The 14,818-nt window shown below is 29.0% G+C and carries 15 protein-coding genes; 12 read left to right on the plus strand and 3 right to left on the minus strand.

Features of this window, described 5'->3' with window-relative positions; translation table 11 throughout:
• Positions 1–61: 61 nt before the first annotated feature.
• The 12 genes from B4A23_RS00380 (at position 62) to B4A23_RS00435 (ending at position 12,210) form a co-directional block, all read left to right on the plus strand.
• Positions 62–1,033, plus strand: coding sequence for a DUF2931 family protein (locus tag B4A23_RS00380; RefSeq protein ID WP_291115561.1), 972 nt, complete (start codon positions 62–64; stop codon positions 1,031–1,033).
• A gap of 627 nt (positions 1,034–1,660) precedes the next feature.
• Positions 1,661–2,266, plus strand: a complete 606-nt coding sequence (locus tag B4A23_RS00385; RefSeq protein WP_291115564.1) for a hypothetical protein — start codon at positions 1,661–1,663, stop codon at positions 2,264–2,266.
• Positions 2,267–3,068: 802 nt separating this feature from the next.
• The gene (locus B4A23_RS00390; RefSeq protein ID WP_291115567.1) at positions 3,069–4,730 is read left to right on the plus strand and encodes a hypothetical protein; all 1,662 of its coding nucleotides are present in this window, start codon (positions 3,069–3,071) and stop codon (positions 4,728–4,730) included.
• 347 nt (positions 4,731–5,077) lie between these two features.
• The gene (locus B4A23_RS00395; protein ID WP_291115570.1) at positions 5,078–6,136 is read left to right on the plus strand and encodes a 3-oxoacyl-ACP synthase III family protein; all 1,059 of its coding nucleotides are present in this window, start codon (positions 5,078–5,080) and stop codon (positions 6,134–6,136) included.
• A gap of 339 nt (positions 6,137–6,475) precedes the next feature.
• A complete protein-coding gene (locus B4A23_RS00400) occupies positions 6,476–6,901 on the plus strand; it encodes a cold shock domain-containing protein (RefSeq protein WP_219033988.1) in 426 nt (141 codons plus the stop codon).
• 19 nt (positions 6,902–6,920) lie between these two features.
• Positions 6,921–7,112, plus strand: a complete 192-nt coding sequence (locus B4A23_RS00405) for a cold-shock protein (RefSeq protein ID WP_038335863.1) — start codon at positions 6,921–6,923, stop codon at positions 7,110–7,112.
• Between the two features lie 542 nt (positions 7,113–7,654).
• Positions 7,655–8,515, plus strand: a complete 861-nt coding sequence (locus tag B4A23_RS00410; RefSeq protein WP_291115573.1) for an SDR family oxidoreductase — start codon at positions 7,655–7,657, stop codon at positions 8,513–8,515.
• 4 nt (positions 8,516–8,519) lie between these two features.
• A complete protein-coding gene (locus B4A23_RS00415) occupies positions 8,520–8,864 on the plus strand; it encodes a YciI family protein (RefSeq protein ID WP_180906438.1) in 345 nt (114 codons plus the stop codon).
• Positions 8,865–8,885: 21 nt separating this feature from the next.
• On the plus strand, positions 8,886–9,359 hold the full coding sequence (locus B4A23_RS00420) for a hypothetical protein (RefSeq protein WP_291115576.1): 474 nt from the start codon (positions 8,886–8,888) through the stop codon (positions 9,357–9,359).
• Between the two features lie 30 nt (positions 9,360–9,389).
• Complete coding sequence (locus B4A23_RS00425) at positions 9,390–10,022, plus strand: NAD(P)H-dependent oxidoreductase (protein WP_291115579.1); 633 nt, start codon at positions 9,390–9,392, stop codon at positions 10,020–10,022.
• Positions 10,023–10,202: 180 nt separating this feature from the next.
• Entirely contained in the window at positions 10,203–10,910 is a 708-nt protein-coding gene (locus B4A23_RS00430; protein ID WP_291115582.1) for a DsbA family oxidoreductase, read from the plus strand.
• A 22-nt stretch (positions 10,911–10,932) separates the two neighbouring features.
• Entirely contained in the window at positions 10,933–12,210 is a 1,278-nt protein-coding gene (locus B4A23_RS00435; protein WP_291115585.1) for an amidohydrolase family protein, read from the plus strand.
• 221 nt (positions 12,211–12,431) lie between these two features.
• Here B4A23_RS00435 and B4A23_RS00440 read toward each other — a convergent pair whose 3' ends face one another.
• The 3 genes from B4A23_RS00440 to B4A23_RS00450 all read right to left on the minus strand — a co-directional run bounded on the left by B4A23_RS00440 (position 12,432) and on the right by B4A23_RS00450 (position 14,795).
• Positions 12,432–12,887: a hypothetical protein gene (locus B4A23_RS00440; RefSeq protein ID WP_291115588.1), complete on the minus strand. Its 456-nt coding sequence runs from the start codon at positions 12,885–12,887 to the stop codon at positions 12,432–12,434.
• Between the two features lie 67 nt (positions 12,888–12,954).
• Entirely contained in the window at positions 12,955–14,322 is a 1,368-nt protein-coding gene (locus tag B4A23_RS00445; RefSeq protein ID WP_286477922.1) for a DUF5458 family protein, read from the minus strand.
• A gap of 23 nt (positions 14,323–14,345) precedes the next feature.
• Positions 14,346–14,795 (minus strand): type VI secretion system contractile sheath small subunit, encoded by a 450-nt coding sequence (locus B4A23_RS00450; RefSeq protein ID WP_180906808.1) that lies wholly within the window; start codon positions 14,793–14,795, stop codon positions 14,346–14,348.
• Positions 14,796–14,818: the final 23 nt, after the last annotated feature.

Genomic DNA, 14,818 nt, shown 5'->3' on the forward strand with positions numbered 1-14,818 from the left:
TTTTTGTTTTCTATTCTGTTTTTTCAATTGGTAAGTTGTCAAGAAAAAAAAAAGAACCTATATGCCTGTTTATAACATAGAAATTTCCCATCCAGATAATAATTTTATAATAACACCTGTAGTAGATAAAATTATTACGTTAGAAGACACCAATGCTAGCTTGCCCTATGGTAGTAGTTCTGGTAGTTGGGGAATGTCTGGTAAAATGTTTACAGAACGTGCAGGTACACCAATAGGAGCAGATATTGTTTATTTCTCTAGATACGAAGATACTTTCTATCATTTAAAAGCTAATTTTCCTGTGGAAAGAGTGAAAGAATTGGCACGTAGAGCTTATGCCAATTCAGACGATGAATCTTGTTACAAAGGAAAAGAATATGTAGATGTATTGGAAGAAGAAGCAAAATGTAATAATTATCGAAAAATGTCTGATTTAGTTTTTGGTTTTGCCCCAAAAGGAGTAGTCGTAGTTTGGTTACGTTTTGGTATACAACAGATAGAAATAGGACAATTCCAAGCAGAAGTCATTAAAGATGATAAAGAGTACGAAGAAAAACTTTTTTCAACTATTTCACAAACAAGAGAAGATATTTATAATAAAAGGTTTTTGGCAGATGCTTCGCCTGATCTTTGGCTTTCTTATCGCCAAAAATATACTTGGGAGCCTATTGCAACTTCAACCCACAAAGATTTTCATTTCTTAGGTTTTATTACAAATAAATATTATAATGGCAAACGAGAAAAGGTGTTATTTTCTTGGCTAAAAGGAAGCAATATGCGCGAACGCGCTGTCCCAAGAGAATTGACATTTTATTTTACAACTAGTAAAGGCGAGCAATTTGAAGGACGCGTGTTTTTTGATTTTGATCAAATGAGTGAAGCTTTTAAGAAAGCAGGTCCAAATGCCAAAATAGAATTTAAAATTGCTTCTGATAATTCTGATTACGAAATATTCTTAAACGGAGAACCTCTTGAAGTAAAAAGTAAGAGATTGTTTAAGAATGATATGATTTTTAAAGACTCTTATAAATAATTTGCTTTAGATATTTTATAGCTCTCAACTACCTACCATGAAGGAAATAAGCCTTTCAAAAAAAAATCCGAAACAGATTAAACTCTATCCGAATCAAACCAAAAGGATTAGAAAAAAAAGAATATGGCGTTTCTGTAAAATATTTCAATGACAATTTTATTAGTAAGTTTATGTATACCATTACTTGTTTTCTTATTGCAAAAAATATATAATTAGCACTATCTCTTATCATTATTTCATTAGGACCTATAAAAAACAAAATTTACATGGTAAAATTGAAACCAAAAGTTTTTTAGTAATATTATGATACTGGTTGCAAATCTTATTTTTTTTTATCTACTTTATTCTTATGTTTAGTAATTCTTCAAATACTATTGATTTAACAGTAGTATTCAAAATAATAAAACAGTTTGGAATAATAATTAGTGTACCTACATCTTTAATATTTCTATTTATTGATTTTTTTATAGAAAAAATAAAGATAAAACGGGTTATGTATCTAACAAGATGTATTATATTTTTAAGTTTATTGTATTTGGTAAGTTTGTTTTTTTCATTTTATATTATATCTAGTGCTTTATTTGGTAATCCTTTAATTAAATAACTTATGGTTAAGTAGAAATAATTATGAAAAATAAATTCTTATATCATATCATGTTTTTTCTTTTAGTAACTATAAATTTATATTCGCAAAAGACAACAAAAGACAATTTTACATTTCTTGTACAAAAAGAAGAAGGTGACCTGAATAATGATAAACAGATTGATAAAGTTGTTTTAGAAATGGATTTAATTGACGAGACAGGTCCATTACGATTACAAATATTTCTTTCTAAACCGAATAAACAAATTCAACTGGCAGTATCTTCTAAAAAGTTAATTGAAAGCCAATATCCAGTTGATAAAAAAGGCGAACACAATGGTAATCCTATCCCTGATTTTTACATCGAAGATGGTAATTTGGTAATGCTTACAGATATCGAGAATCGAAAAAGCCGTTATGAATTTCGTTATAAACAAAACAATTTTGAATTAACTAAAATATCAAGAGTTAAATGGGACGGAAAAAATACTACATCTGAAACCAATATTAACTTGTTAACCAACACCAAAATAGAATTTAATCAAGAATTAGGTTCAGATAAAGTTTTAAATAAAAAGAAGATTATAATGAAAGTAAATAAGCTACCTAAAATTCAGGATTTGAGCTTTTATGATTTAGAAAATTTTTAAAATTATTATGAATTAACTAATTTATAACTTTCCAAAAAAATTATCTTCTATAAACAGCTTACCTATCACTACCTAAAGCGCTTATTATAAATAAAATCTTAAACTATACTCCTTTTTTTTTAAATATCTAGGAATAATTGTTACACAAGTAAATTTAATATATAAGCATAATCTTACTTGCTTTTTATCTATTCTTGAAAAAACAGGAGTTAAGTCCTCTTACGTACTATTAATTTTCTTTTAATTGGTTTGGGACAAAATTTAGTTAAAGATCAAAATAATCTAAGTAATAGATCTGTTAATAATAGCATTGATACTTCTTTATAGTTTTCTTATTCTTTTTGTTCGAAATAACTCAGAATCGCTAGCTTCAATTTGATGTAAAGAAGAATAATTGAAAGGTTATTTATCTTATTTATACAAATAAGTAAAAAAAAAGGTAGTAAATGAGGGGTATGGATGAGCAATTTTTAAATAGAGTGATTGTATTTTCGGAATAATTTTAAGATTTAAATAACAAAATTTAAATTATTTGCTGTTTTCTATAAGTTTTGATAAAAATAGATGGTTATTAAACATTTTCTTAGAATAATGTTGAGTGAAAAGTATTTTATTCTCAAGAAAAAGGAAGTTATTACAACATATTTTTTATGAATTAGATATACTTTTAATTACTTCTAAAATTGCATCTTTTCTTTAATTAAAAAATATAAAACTTTAATTTAAAACAACTTAAACAAACATCACATCTTTTGAAAATGTAATGAAATATGATTTTTTTAAAAACTATATATAAAAGAATATGAAAAATAAACTACTTTATTTCATCTTTACAGGATTTGTGACAACGCAAACTAGTTATTCGCAAGTGGGAATTAATACAGATAATCCTCAATCAACTTTAGATGTTGTGGCTAGTTTAGCTACAACATCTAAAGACGGTATTTTGCCTCCAAGAGTTACAAAGCAGCAATTAGCAGCAAAAAATTCAGGGACTTATAATACTAATCAAGAAGGAACTATAGTCTATGTTACAACAGCAGACATCCCAACAGGAGTAACTCCTAGTTTATCACAGGTTACCAATATAACAAGTTCAGGATATTACTATTTCAATGGAACTGAATGGTCTCCTTATTTATCAAAAAATATATATAATTCTGACGGAAGTCTTACTGGAAATAGAATCGTTACTCAAGGAAATCATACATTAGCGTACACTTCTTCGGTTGCCAATGGTTTTTCTGTAGATGGACCTACTTTTTCTGTAGATGCAGCTAATCACAAAATAGGTATAGGAACAACAACACCCGAAACGAAGCTTCATGTTGTTTCTACAGATCCTAAATTGAGCAGATACAATTTGATTGATGCAAATTCGGGAAGCAATCAATATGGAATTATGGCTCTAAGAAATATATCTGAATTAGCTATTGGAAACTTATCATTACTTGGTTTTACTAACAATGGTCCAACTGCAGGAGGTGCCAATTGGGCATTAGGATCTATTCGTACAGGAATATCAGATACAAAAGGTTTAGAAGAAGATTTTTATATCGGAAACTCTAATGGAGGTAATTTAATTGAAAGAATGCGGATTAGTGCTTCGGGAAATATTGGAATAGGTACTTCTTCTCCAAATAATAAACTTCACATTAAAGGCAGCAGTAACATCGATCCTGTACGGATAGAAGGTTTACAAAGTGGAGATATAACTGTTACAGGATCTAAGATGTTGATGATAGATGGAAATAATAATGTAAAGACGACTACTCTCACTCCTGTTAGTGTCACAAATGGACTGAGTAAAACAGCAGCTGGAGATATAAAACTAGGCGGAACATTAACAGAAGCGACCACAATTACCACAGACGGAACAAATACATTAAAATTAGCAGGTTTAACAACTGGCAATGCGTCTAACATTGGTTCAAAAATTTTAATTATTGATAGTAATAACAATGTACAAGTAACAGATAAAATAGCAAACGATTTATCTATTCCTTCTCCTGCTATTTTTACATTATTAACGGCTCAAAGTAATTTTTTGGATAACACTGCTGCAGGAGCTAAAAAAACTGTACCGATGTCGCTAACAAAAAATGCAATTAAAGGTTTAACTTTTGATGCTAGTAGTGAAACAATTACTTTTCCCCCTGGAATTTACCAAATAACCTTTATATATGAAGCCTTTGTAGGAGGAAGCTGCACAGTTAGTTCCTATTTAGTTGATTTCCCTAAAGAAGTAGGAACTCAAAGAATTCATAGCACTGCGTCTCATAAAGCTGATGCTAGTGGTCTTGGTACTAATCACGGTGGTACAATTTCCTATGTTACAACTCTTGCAAATACAACATCATGGGTGATTCAGCTAGGAAGAGGATCTTCTGGAAACTGTTCAAATGGAATGACTTTAGTACAAAATTCAACTCAACTTGTTGTATTTAAATTAGGAGATATCTAAAATACTGACCTTTATTATGTTTTAAATGATTTAATTTTTTATCAAAACAGATTGTAAAAATTAAAAACAAAAGCAAACTATACTTATAAAAATATAAGGTTAGAATTATCTAACCTTATATTTTTATAAAACCAAATTAATAACATATATGACTTATTATGCATATAGCTTCCAAGATAATATTGAAAAATAATGATCATAAAATTTATTAATTTAATATTTTATAAAATATAATTTTGGTATAAACATAAAGTTTAAGTTAAAAATATAACTTTATAGCAATAATTCTTAAAGTTATTCCGAGATTGTATCCGATAGCAGATTCTAACTCTGTTATCTATATATATATGACAAATCACTTTATAGGAATAGGAAAATATATTCCAACTGAAAAAATATCAAATCTTTTTTTTGAAGAACATCAATTTTTTAATGAACAAGGAGAAATTTTAGATCAAAATAATGCTACTATTTCACATAAATTAAAGCAAATAACAGGAATAGAAGAACGTCGATATGCTAGAAAAGATCAAGTAACATCAGACTTAGGCTATATGGCAGCTGCTTCAGCCATCACAAATGCAAATATCGACGCAGAAACTATTGATTATATTATATTCGCTCATAATTTTGGAGATGTAAAACACGACACTATTCAGTCTGATATGGTGCCAAGTCTTGCTGCAAGAGTAAAAAATTTATTGAAAATTCAGAATCCTTATTGTGTTGCTTACGATGTTATTTTTGGTTGTCCAGGTTGGGTAGAAGGTGTTATACAAGCCAATGCATTTATAAAAGCTGGATTAGCAAAAAGATGTTTGGTAATTGGTGCTGAAACTCTTTCGAGAGTAGTAGATGAACACGACCGAGATACAATGATATATGCAGATGGTGCTGGTGCAGCTATTTTAGAAGCTTCTACAAACAATAAAGGAATACAAGCTCATTTATCTGCCTCTTATGCAAACGAAGAAAAAGATTATCTGTTTTTTGGAAAATCATATAATTCAGAAAAATGTCCGAATACCAAATACATTAAAATGTATGGTCGAAAAATCTATGAGTTTGCTTTATCCAAAGTACCTTTAGCAATGAAAAAATGTGTTGATGATAGCTCATATAATATTGACGATATCAGTAAAATAGTGATTCATCAAGCCAATGAAAAAATGGACGAAGCAATTGTAAAACGCTTTTATAGTTTATATGATCAAGATGTGCCAAAAAATATTATGCCAATGAATATTCATAAACTTGGCAATAGTAGTGTGGCAACAATTCCAATTCTTTTGAAAATGATTATGGATAATGATTTGGAAAATCACCAGATAAATGAAGGCGATGTGGTATTATTTGCATCTGTTGGCGCAGGTATGAATATAAACACATTTATTTACCAATTTTAACGATATCAATCATGATAATATCTAAGTTCTAATCACAATTAGGTTAGAACTTTTTAGTGATATAGAATTCTCTAGAAATTAATACCATTTAATTCATTAAAACTTATTACCTTTGCAACGTACTTAAGAAGATATTTTGTCTTAATAGTTTACAATTGTATTCTTTATTTTACTTTTTTTAATTCACTAATTGACCTAGTCAATATAATTTTAACTTCTGTTTTCTAAAACGTATACTTGTAAGTTTTACTACATTATAATATAAATGTTGTTGGATAATTAATTCATGTTTTCTTAGGTTTTATGAGTATTAATAATAAAAAATCTATACAAACATTTATGGCAGATTCTACATCTAAAAAAGAAAATAGCAAAAAGAAAGCTTTAAAAAAATTAGAGAAATTAAACAAAAGAGAGAACAGAAAAGAGAATAACAACAAAGGAAAATCATTAGAAGATATGATTGTCTATGTTGATGTACTTGGTAATTTTACAGATGTACCACCTCATTTACAAGACAAAGAAGCCGATTTGCTGAATAATAAAAGATTAGAATCTGATAACAGAGATGTTTTTATAGAAGGTATGGTTGATATCTACAACGATTCAAAAGGGTTTGGTTTTATTAAAGTACCAACTTCTAACGATAAAATCTTCTTCCACTTCAAAGAATCAAAAGAATTACTTAAAGTAGGAGATCAAGTGCAGTTCAAAAAAGAAATGTCTGAAAAAGGATTCAGAGCAATTCAAATATCAAAAAAATAAATTAATTAAATATACAACTATGCAAGAAGGAACAGTAAAATTCTTCAACGAATCAAAAGGTTTTGGTTTTATCTCTAACGCAAACGGAGGTGAAGATGTTTTTGTACATGTTTCTGGATTAATTGACAAAGTAATTGAAAATGATCAAGTTACTTTTGATATTGAAAAAGGAAAAAAAGGTCTTATGGCTGTCAATGTAAAAAGAAAATAATTCAACATATAATTATTTCTTATAAATCAAAAAGTCCTTATGTAAATAAGGACTTTTTTGTTTTTAAATACACAATAACACATTTGTTATTATCTTCTACTAAAATTACAGCTTTTATAAGCTATTGTAAATCTTATGTGTAATCACTTTTTTCTAAAGATTTCTAATAATAAACAAATTTGATTATACTAAATCATCTCCTGTAGTTTATTACCTTTTAAATATTTTTAATGCATTTATAAGTAAACTACAAAAAACCACAGAATATCAAAGCGCTATAAATCAATAAAATACAAAACATCATTTCATTATTACTTCCCTCGATGGAAACAGGTATCTACCATGAAAGTAATAATAACTATTTCTAAAGGATTTTATTTCTTTACACTAAATCATTAAACAATATTTTTAAGAACGATAAAGTACTGAAGCAGTAGTTAATACATCTCAAAGTGATGTAGAATTTATCTATCATAGAACAAATCGTTCAAAAAATTCGAATTCATTTTTTAAGGATATAAATTATAGAAATAATAATCAAAATGATATTAATAACAGGAGCGACTGGCAATTTAGGATCTAGTGTCGTTAATCAACTTTTGAAAAAAAGTACACAAGATACTTTTGTCGTTACATCAAGTAATCAAGAAGGAGTCAACAAACTAACATCAAAAGGGTTTCAAGCCAGATTAGCAAACTTTAGCGACAGAGAATCTTTAAAAGAATCTTTTGATGGAATTGAAAAATTACTTTTGATTTCTACAATGGATTCAAACCGTTTCGAACAACATAAAAATGTAATCGATGCAGCAAAGGACCAAGGAGTAAAACATATTGTTTATACTGGTCTAGCAATAAAGGACATTCAAACTTCAGGAGTAAAAGACTTAATGATAAGTCATTTTCAAACAGAAGATTATATTAAAAAAAGTGGTTTAACCTATACAATTTTGAGAAATACAATGTATGCGGATGCATTAAATCAAATATTAGGAGAAAACGCGTTAAATCAAAATATAAATTTACCTGGAGGGAATGGAAAAGTTCCTTATGTTCTTCGTAGAGAAATGGGAGAAGGAACTGCTAATCTGTTACTACAAAAAGGTCATGAAAATAAAACCTATGATATTGTAGGAAATAAAGAATATAGCTATCAAGATATTGCAAATGTATTGTCTAACCTGAGTGGAAAAACAATAAATTATAATGATATTTCTGAAAATGATTTCGAAAAAAATTTAAAACAAATAGGTTTTCCAGATTTCGCTATATACCTAAACACAGGAACTTTATTTGACATTAAAACACATCAATACGAAATAGAAAACAAATTCTTAGAAGAACTACTTGGAAGACCTACAGCACCAATCGAAGAATTTTTAAAAGAACTATTTAAAATTTAAAAAAATGAAAAACTTTGTTTTATTACTAAGAGTTAATACAAATATGGATCCTGGAGCTTTTACAGACCCAAGAGAAGTAGCTGATAGAGCTAAATGGTTAGAAGACGTTAAAGAAAAGGGAATTGTCAAAAACTTAGGAGGAACTATGCCTCCCATTCCTCCAATGGCAACTACAATTTTTGCTGATGGTTCTGTAAAAGAAGGACCTTTTAAAGAAGTTGAACATTTCTTAACTGGATTTCTAATTATAGAAGTAGAAGATTTAGAAGCTGCTAAAAAAATTGCAGCAACCAATCCTATTCTAGTCGCTGGAGGAAGTGTAGAAATACGAGAAATTTTACTAAGATAGTATATTGATAGCCTTATGAACTTGAATAAACAAAAAAATTGGACTCTATTTGCCATATTTGGTATTGCCTATTGGTTTTTTGGCAATCTATATGAAGCAATAGTTTTTGGCCCTAATTGGATTATTGAAGATCCTAATCATCTGAAGCACTTAAATATGTTTTTTGTCAATTCTAGTCCAACTCTATATTTTATACCGATGACATTAATTGCAGGAATTTCAATTTGGATTTTAACATTTTTAAATAAAATTGATAATGTAAAACGCGAATACAGAATGGCAAGTATTTTAGCTCTAATAGTTACCATACTTACATCATTAATAGTCGGTTTTGTATTATCAAAAATGTTTGGTTCAGGATTTTATGCGAATCCAGAAAAAGGAAGTTTTTATGGAAAAATATGGAATGTATCAAATGCATTTAGAATGATATTTGAACTAGCTACCATTTACTATTTATTCAATGCTTATAGAAAATTAGATAAATTAAAATAATCAAACCAATTTAATACCCTTAATATTTAAATGAAATTATTAGAAGCGCTAAACTGGAGATACGCTACAAAACGTATGACAGGAGAAAAATTAGATGATGATACAGTAAATAAAATTATTGAAGCAGCGCGTTTAGCTCCAACATCTGCAGGATTACAACCAGTACATTTGTTTGTAATTAGTAATCCTGAAGTAAAAAAACAAATTCAACCAATAGCATTTAATCAACCTCAAATTGTAGAATCATCACATTTGATTGTTTTTACATCTTGGGCAACAATTCCAGATAAAAAAGTTGATGAAGTATATAATTATACAAATTCAGAACGAGGAATTTCTAATGAAAAAACAGCAGACACAGTAGAAGGTCTAAAACAGTTATTCAGTACATTTTCTGAAGAAGAACAGTACCATCACACTGCTAAACAAGCACATATATCTTTTGGAATGGCAATTGCCGCAGCAGCAGAACTAGGAGTAGATGCTACGCCAATGGAAGGATTTAGTAAAGAAGGAATAGATGAATTTTTGAAATTAAAGGAAAAAGGATTAAGATCAGTTGTTCTTTTAGCTCTAGGCAAAAGACAAATAGAAGAGGATTGGTTATTTCCATTAAAAAAAGTTCGTCAACCTAAAGAAGATTTTATTACAGAAATTAAGTAATAGAATATTTTTTTACAAATTCTGTATTAACAAAACTCATTTCAAAATAGATTACCTATACTATTAAAAGGCAGCTTAAGAGAAAAATTGTTATTTCGCTAAATAGCATCATACTCATTAAGACAACTTAAAAGATAGGATTTCTGATAATGATCTGTTTCAACAAAAAACTAATCAAATATGAAAATAGAAATTTGGAGCGATGTAATGTGTCCTTTTTGTTATATTGGAAAACATAATTTAGAAAAAGCTTTAGAGAATTTAGAATATAAAGACCAAATTGAAATTATTTGGAAAAGTTATCAATTGGATGCTAGTATTCCCGAAGTTGTTAACGATACATATGCAGGATATTTATCTAAAAAACGTAATATCAGCGAAGAGCAAGGAAATCAAATGTTAGCCTCTGTATCTACTACTGCTAAACAAATAGGTCTAGACTATCATTTTGATAAAACAATCATGACCAATTCCTTTAAAGCACACCGTCTTATACAATTTGCTAAAAGTAAAGCAAAAGGATCTCAAATGGAAGAAAGACTTTTCAAAGCATTTTTTACAGAAGGGAAAAATGTATCAGATACAGATACTTTAATACAATTGGCTAAAGAAATCGGTTTAGAGGAAAACGAAATTTCGGCAGCTTTTACTGATGATATATATGCATATCAAGTAAAAAATGATATTAACGAAGCAATTCAATTAGGTGTAACAGGAGTTCCTTTTTTTGTACTTGATAGGAAGTACGGTATTTCCGGAGCACAACCCTCGGATGTATTTTCAAACACTATTGAAAAGGCATTTGAAGAATGGAAATTAAATCAAACTAAAACAAACTTAGATATACAAAATGGGCAATCATGTTCTATAGATGGTCAATGCGACTAAAAACAACTTAAACAATAAAATTATGATTAGACTATTTAAACAATGCTTTTTAATTGCTATCGCAACAGCCCTTTTAATTGCTTGTAAAAAAGAAAAAACAAAAGTAGATATATTAATTAAAAACGCAACTGTTTTTGATGCAACAGGAAGTGATCCTATTTCTAATGCAAGCGTAACTATCAAAGATGGAAAAATAGTAGCAGTACAAAAAGGTGAAATAACTGATGTAGAAGCTACAAAAACTATTGATGCAGGAGGTAAATTTGTTATGCCTGGACTTATTAATTCACATTTACATTTATTCTGGAATATGTATGACATGCCTCCAAAAATGCCTGCAACAAATGATGCTCAAGCAAATAAATTTATTGAAAATGAATTAACTAAACGTTTAAAAGGTCATTTAGAACAAGGAATAACATCTATACTTTCTCCAATAGATTTTGAACCATATATTTATAATGTTAGAGAAAAAGTTGCAAAAGGAGAAATTAGCGGACCTCGTGTTTTTGCTGCTGGTCCTGTTTTGCTTAAATCTGGTGATTATTACGCATGTGCTGGATTAGAAGGAGAAGATTTAAAATGGTGTAACGAACATGTAAGATTACCAATTGAAAATCCTGAAGAAGCACGTAAATCTGTTCAAAAATTAGTAGAACAAAAAGCTGATGTTGTTGTTTATGATGGTGTAACAAATCAAACCAAATTCAACAAAGAAGTCTTAACTGCTATTGTTGATGAAGCACACAAAAATAATTTAAAAGTGTTTGTTCATAATGCAGATGCAAAAGATGTTCCTAATATGGTAGCTGCTGGCGTAGATGTATTTATTCATCCTCCAGCAAAAACAAAAGATGTTGATGGAAAATATTTGAAAGTAATTGGAGAAAAGAAAATTCCAATTGCAATCACACTTGGCTTTATGCAACGTTATATGAAACTTGGTTTTGCAACTCCAAAAGACAGAAATGATTATGATATTATGCAAAATAACGTTCAAGTAATGTTGAAAGCAGGAGCAGTTCCTTTATTCACTTCTGATGTTCCAGGAATTCCTCCAACAGAAGTAGTACCTATGGTTACAGGAGTAATGACTGGTCAAGGAATTGACAATAAAACAATTCTTTTATCTGCAACAAAAGAAGGCGGAAAAGCTTTGGGAGCAAAAAATTTAGGAACTCTGGAACCGGGTAAAATTGCAGATGTTATTCTTGTTGATGGTAATCCGCTAAAACAAATTGCAGATCTTCAAAAAGTAAAAACAGTCATAAAAGATGGAAAAATTGTAGTTGAAAAATAAGTTCACTTTTTAAATTAAAATTCATATCAAATTAAAAAATTAACCAGCGACATCAAGTTTGCTGGTTTTTTTATTAGAAAAGCATAGTATTTAAAGAGAAAAACGTAATAATAAATAGTACTTATTAAAAATTCAATTCACAATTAGATTCACGAAATATAACATACGATTGCAATATCTTTATATTTCTTGTCTCTATCCATCAAAAAATTATACTTTTCTCAATCCTCTGAAAGTGGAGAACGAAAAATTATTTGATACTTAATATCAAAATCGGAGACTAATAATTTGAATGATTTTAAATTCTCTAAATAGATTTTAGTTGATTTATCCGATTTATTAATTGCTCTTGTAGAAAGAATATTCATCGGAAAATGCACACTATCTTTTATTCCTTTTTCAATTTTTCCGTTTGTAAGTTGATAAACATAAATAGGTGTTTTTCCTTGTTTTACCATACTATCCAGAAGTTTAATCTTATTTGTAGAAATAACTATTTCAGCTTGCTCAAAAGATTTTTCTTTCGTTAACATCTGAATAGTATCATTCGATACTCGTTCATTCTTAAATAAATCAACTTCATATTCGTCTGGTCTTTCATAACTTTTTTTACAGCTATAGAAGAAAATCGGAATAATTAAAATTGTTAGAATAATAGTATAATTGATATTTTTCATTCTGATTAAGTTAAAAAAAGGAACTTACTCGAAAGCAAATTCCTTATAAAAAATCCTTGTAAAAAAATTATTCTTGTTGATATTCCGCTTCCCATTCATTTCCATCATCACCTTTGTGACCATCTAATTTGATCACAAAACTTTTTGTTGGAAAATATGGTGTCATACGAATATCTAACCAAACACGGTCTTTATTTACTTTATCTTGCTCAAAACGTACAATTTTGAACTTCTCGATTAATTTATCTGGTCCTTTAATTTCATCTAAGAACTGTACGATTTGTCTTCTCAAATCATCTTCATTACGAGGATTCCAGTTTTCAAAAGCACGACGATTTAAGAAATCTAACAATACTTTCGTCACATAATCAAAAACACGAACGACAGAATAAGTTTGTAAACCAATATTATCTCCGTTGAACAACGTTTTTGCAGAAAAAGCCATGATTTTCCCATATTCGTTTACCATCGGAACCAATCCCATTTTTTCTAATTGAGAAATTTCACTTTTCTTCAAATCGAATTTAACGGCATCAACTTCGTTGATATTTCCATGTTTTTTTCCTGCTGCAACTTGAGACATCAATGTTTTATAAATTTTACCTGCCAAAGACGTTGAAGGTGGCAAATCTACATTTTCTTCTTCACCTACTTCCTCTGCTCTACCGCGTCCTACAAGCCAATTACACGTCATAATTACATTACTTCTGTGCAACTCTCCTCCTGTTAAATTTGCAGAATCAAATAAATCAACTACATCATCTGGTTTATCTAAATTCGCAAAATCAGTAACCAACATTACTTTGTTTTCGTTACAAACTTTTGCCCATTTTTCTACAACTTTATTCGATCCTAGATAACCTGGTAAAGCTAAAATTGAGTAATTATCGCGTAAATCTAAACGATCATAATTTTGTTTAAATTCTTCCGAAATTGCATCAATAAATAAGGGATTATCCAAATCTTGCAATTGCTCTAAACTTGCATTTACAACACTCACATTATTAACTTTATCTAACTCTGTATTTTTATAAAACTGAGCTATTGTACGGTAAGAAGTTTCTAAATCGCGAACAGTATCTAATGTATTTTTTAAGTTTGATTTTAGATTGTTTTCTGCTGATAGTGCTTTATTTTTAGAAGAATCTGCCATTTGATCGATTGATTTATTATCTTCTAATAATTCAACCCAAAGATTAATTTTTTTCAATAAATCTTTACGCTCTTCTTCTTTATTTTGATCATTTAAGAAAATCTCTTTACGCGCTTTTCTTGTCGGATTCATATTTGCAACTCCGTCAACGACAGTTTCTACAAAATTAAATCCTCCTACTTTATTTAAAACATCAAGCGCATTTCCTTTCTTCTGAGCAAATTGCTGTTCTTGACTTTGTTCTTGCTGTTGTCCTTGTATTGGTTGTGGTTTGTTTTCCATGATAGTAAAATTTTAATAGAAAATTATTTCTTCTCTAGTTCTTGAGCAATTTCTTTTAAGACATCTATTAAAGCTTCTTTCGTTTGCTCATTTTCAACAATAGTTTTCAAGATTTTATTGTTTTTCAACTGTCTCAAAATCTTATTGTATTGCTCTTGTTCGATACTTAATTGTTTTAAATAATCAGATTTTTGGGTTAATGTTTTAGGTGTAAAATCTCCTAAATTCTGAAATCTAAATTCTTCATCGATAATTGTTCCATCTTCTGTTTGATGTTGTACAGACACAGAAGGCTCGAAATGACGAAATACATCTTCAATCGTTTTTAAACCTTTTACTACTTCTGGTACAAATGGTTCGTCTGATGTTAATTGACTTACAAGTAAAGTTCTATTTTCTTGTATATTTTGGATAGCTTCGTTAGCATCTACTTTTACTTCGTTACCTCCAACTCCATAATTATATACTGCCATAGTGTTTGATTTTGAGTTAATGT

The sequence above is a fragment of the Empedobacter sp. UBA7248 genome, assembly GCF_002472945.1.
Classification (GTDB): domain Bacteria; phylum Bacteroidota; class Bacteroidia; order Flavobacteriales; family Weeksellaceae; genus Empedobacter; species Empedobacter falsenii_C.

What these genes read in the sequence shown, in the direction of transcription:
- B4A23_RS00400 (WP_219033988.1), top strand. Translation starts at nt 6,476, where the DNA reads ATGGCAGATTCTACATCTAAAAAAGAAAATAGCAAAAAGAAAGCTTTA.
- B4A23_RS00440 (WP_291115588.1), bottom strand. Translation starts at nt 12,887, where the DNA reads ATGAAAAATATCAATTATACTATTATTCTAACAATTTTAATTATTCCG.
- B4A23_RS00385 (WP_291115564.1), top strand. Translation starts at nt 1,661, where the DNA reads ATGAAAAATAAATTCTTATATCATATCATGTTTTTTCTTTTAGTAACT.
- B4A23_RS00410 (WP_291115573.1), top strand. Translation starts at nt 7,655, where the DNA reads ATGATATTAATAACAGGAGCGACTGGCAATTTAGGATCTAGTGTCGTT.
- B4A23_RS00435 (WP_291115585.1), top strand. Translation starts at nt 10,933, where the DNA reads ATGATTAGACTATTTAAACAATGCTTTTTAATTGCTATCGCAACAGCC.
- B4A23_RS00445 (WP_286477922.1), bottom strand. Translation starts at nt 14,322, where the DNA reads ATGGAAAACAAACCACAACCAATACAAGGACAACAGCAAGAACAAAGT.
- B4A23_RS00395 (WP_291115570.1), top strand. Translation starts at nt 5,078, where the DNA reads ATGACAAATCACTTTATAGGAATAGGAAAATATATTCCAACTGAAAAA.
- B4A23_RS00415 (WP_180906438.1), top strand. Translation starts at nt 8,520, where the DNA reads ATGAAAAACTTTGTTTTATTACTAAGAGTTAATACAAATATGGATCCT.
- B4A23_RS00390 (WP_291115567.1), top strand. Translation starts at nt 3,069, where the DNA reads ATGAAAAATAAACTACTTTATTTCATCTTTACAGGATTTGTGACAACG.
- B4A23_RS00405 (WP_038335863.1), top strand. Translation starts at nt 6,921, where the DNA reads ATGCAAGAAGGAACAGTAAAATTCTTCAACGAATCAAAAGGTTTTGGT.
- B4A23_RS00380 (WP_291115561.1), top strand. Translation starts at nt 62, where the DNA reads ATGCCTGTTTATAACATAGAAATTTCCCATCCAGATAATAATTTTATA.
- B4A23_RS00430 (WP_291115582.1), top strand. Translation starts at nt 10,203, where the DNA reads ATGAAAATAGAAATTTGGAGCGATGTAATGTGTCCTTTTTGTTATATT.
- B4A23_RS00425 (WP_291115579.1), top strand. Translation starts at nt 9,390, where the DNA reads ATGAAATTATTAGAAGCGCTAAACTGGAGATACGCTACAAAACGTATG.
- B4A23_RS00450 (WP_180906808.1), bottom strand. Translation starts at nt 14,795, where the DNA reads ATGGCAGTATATAATTATGGAGTTGGAGGTAACGAAGTAAAAGTAGAT.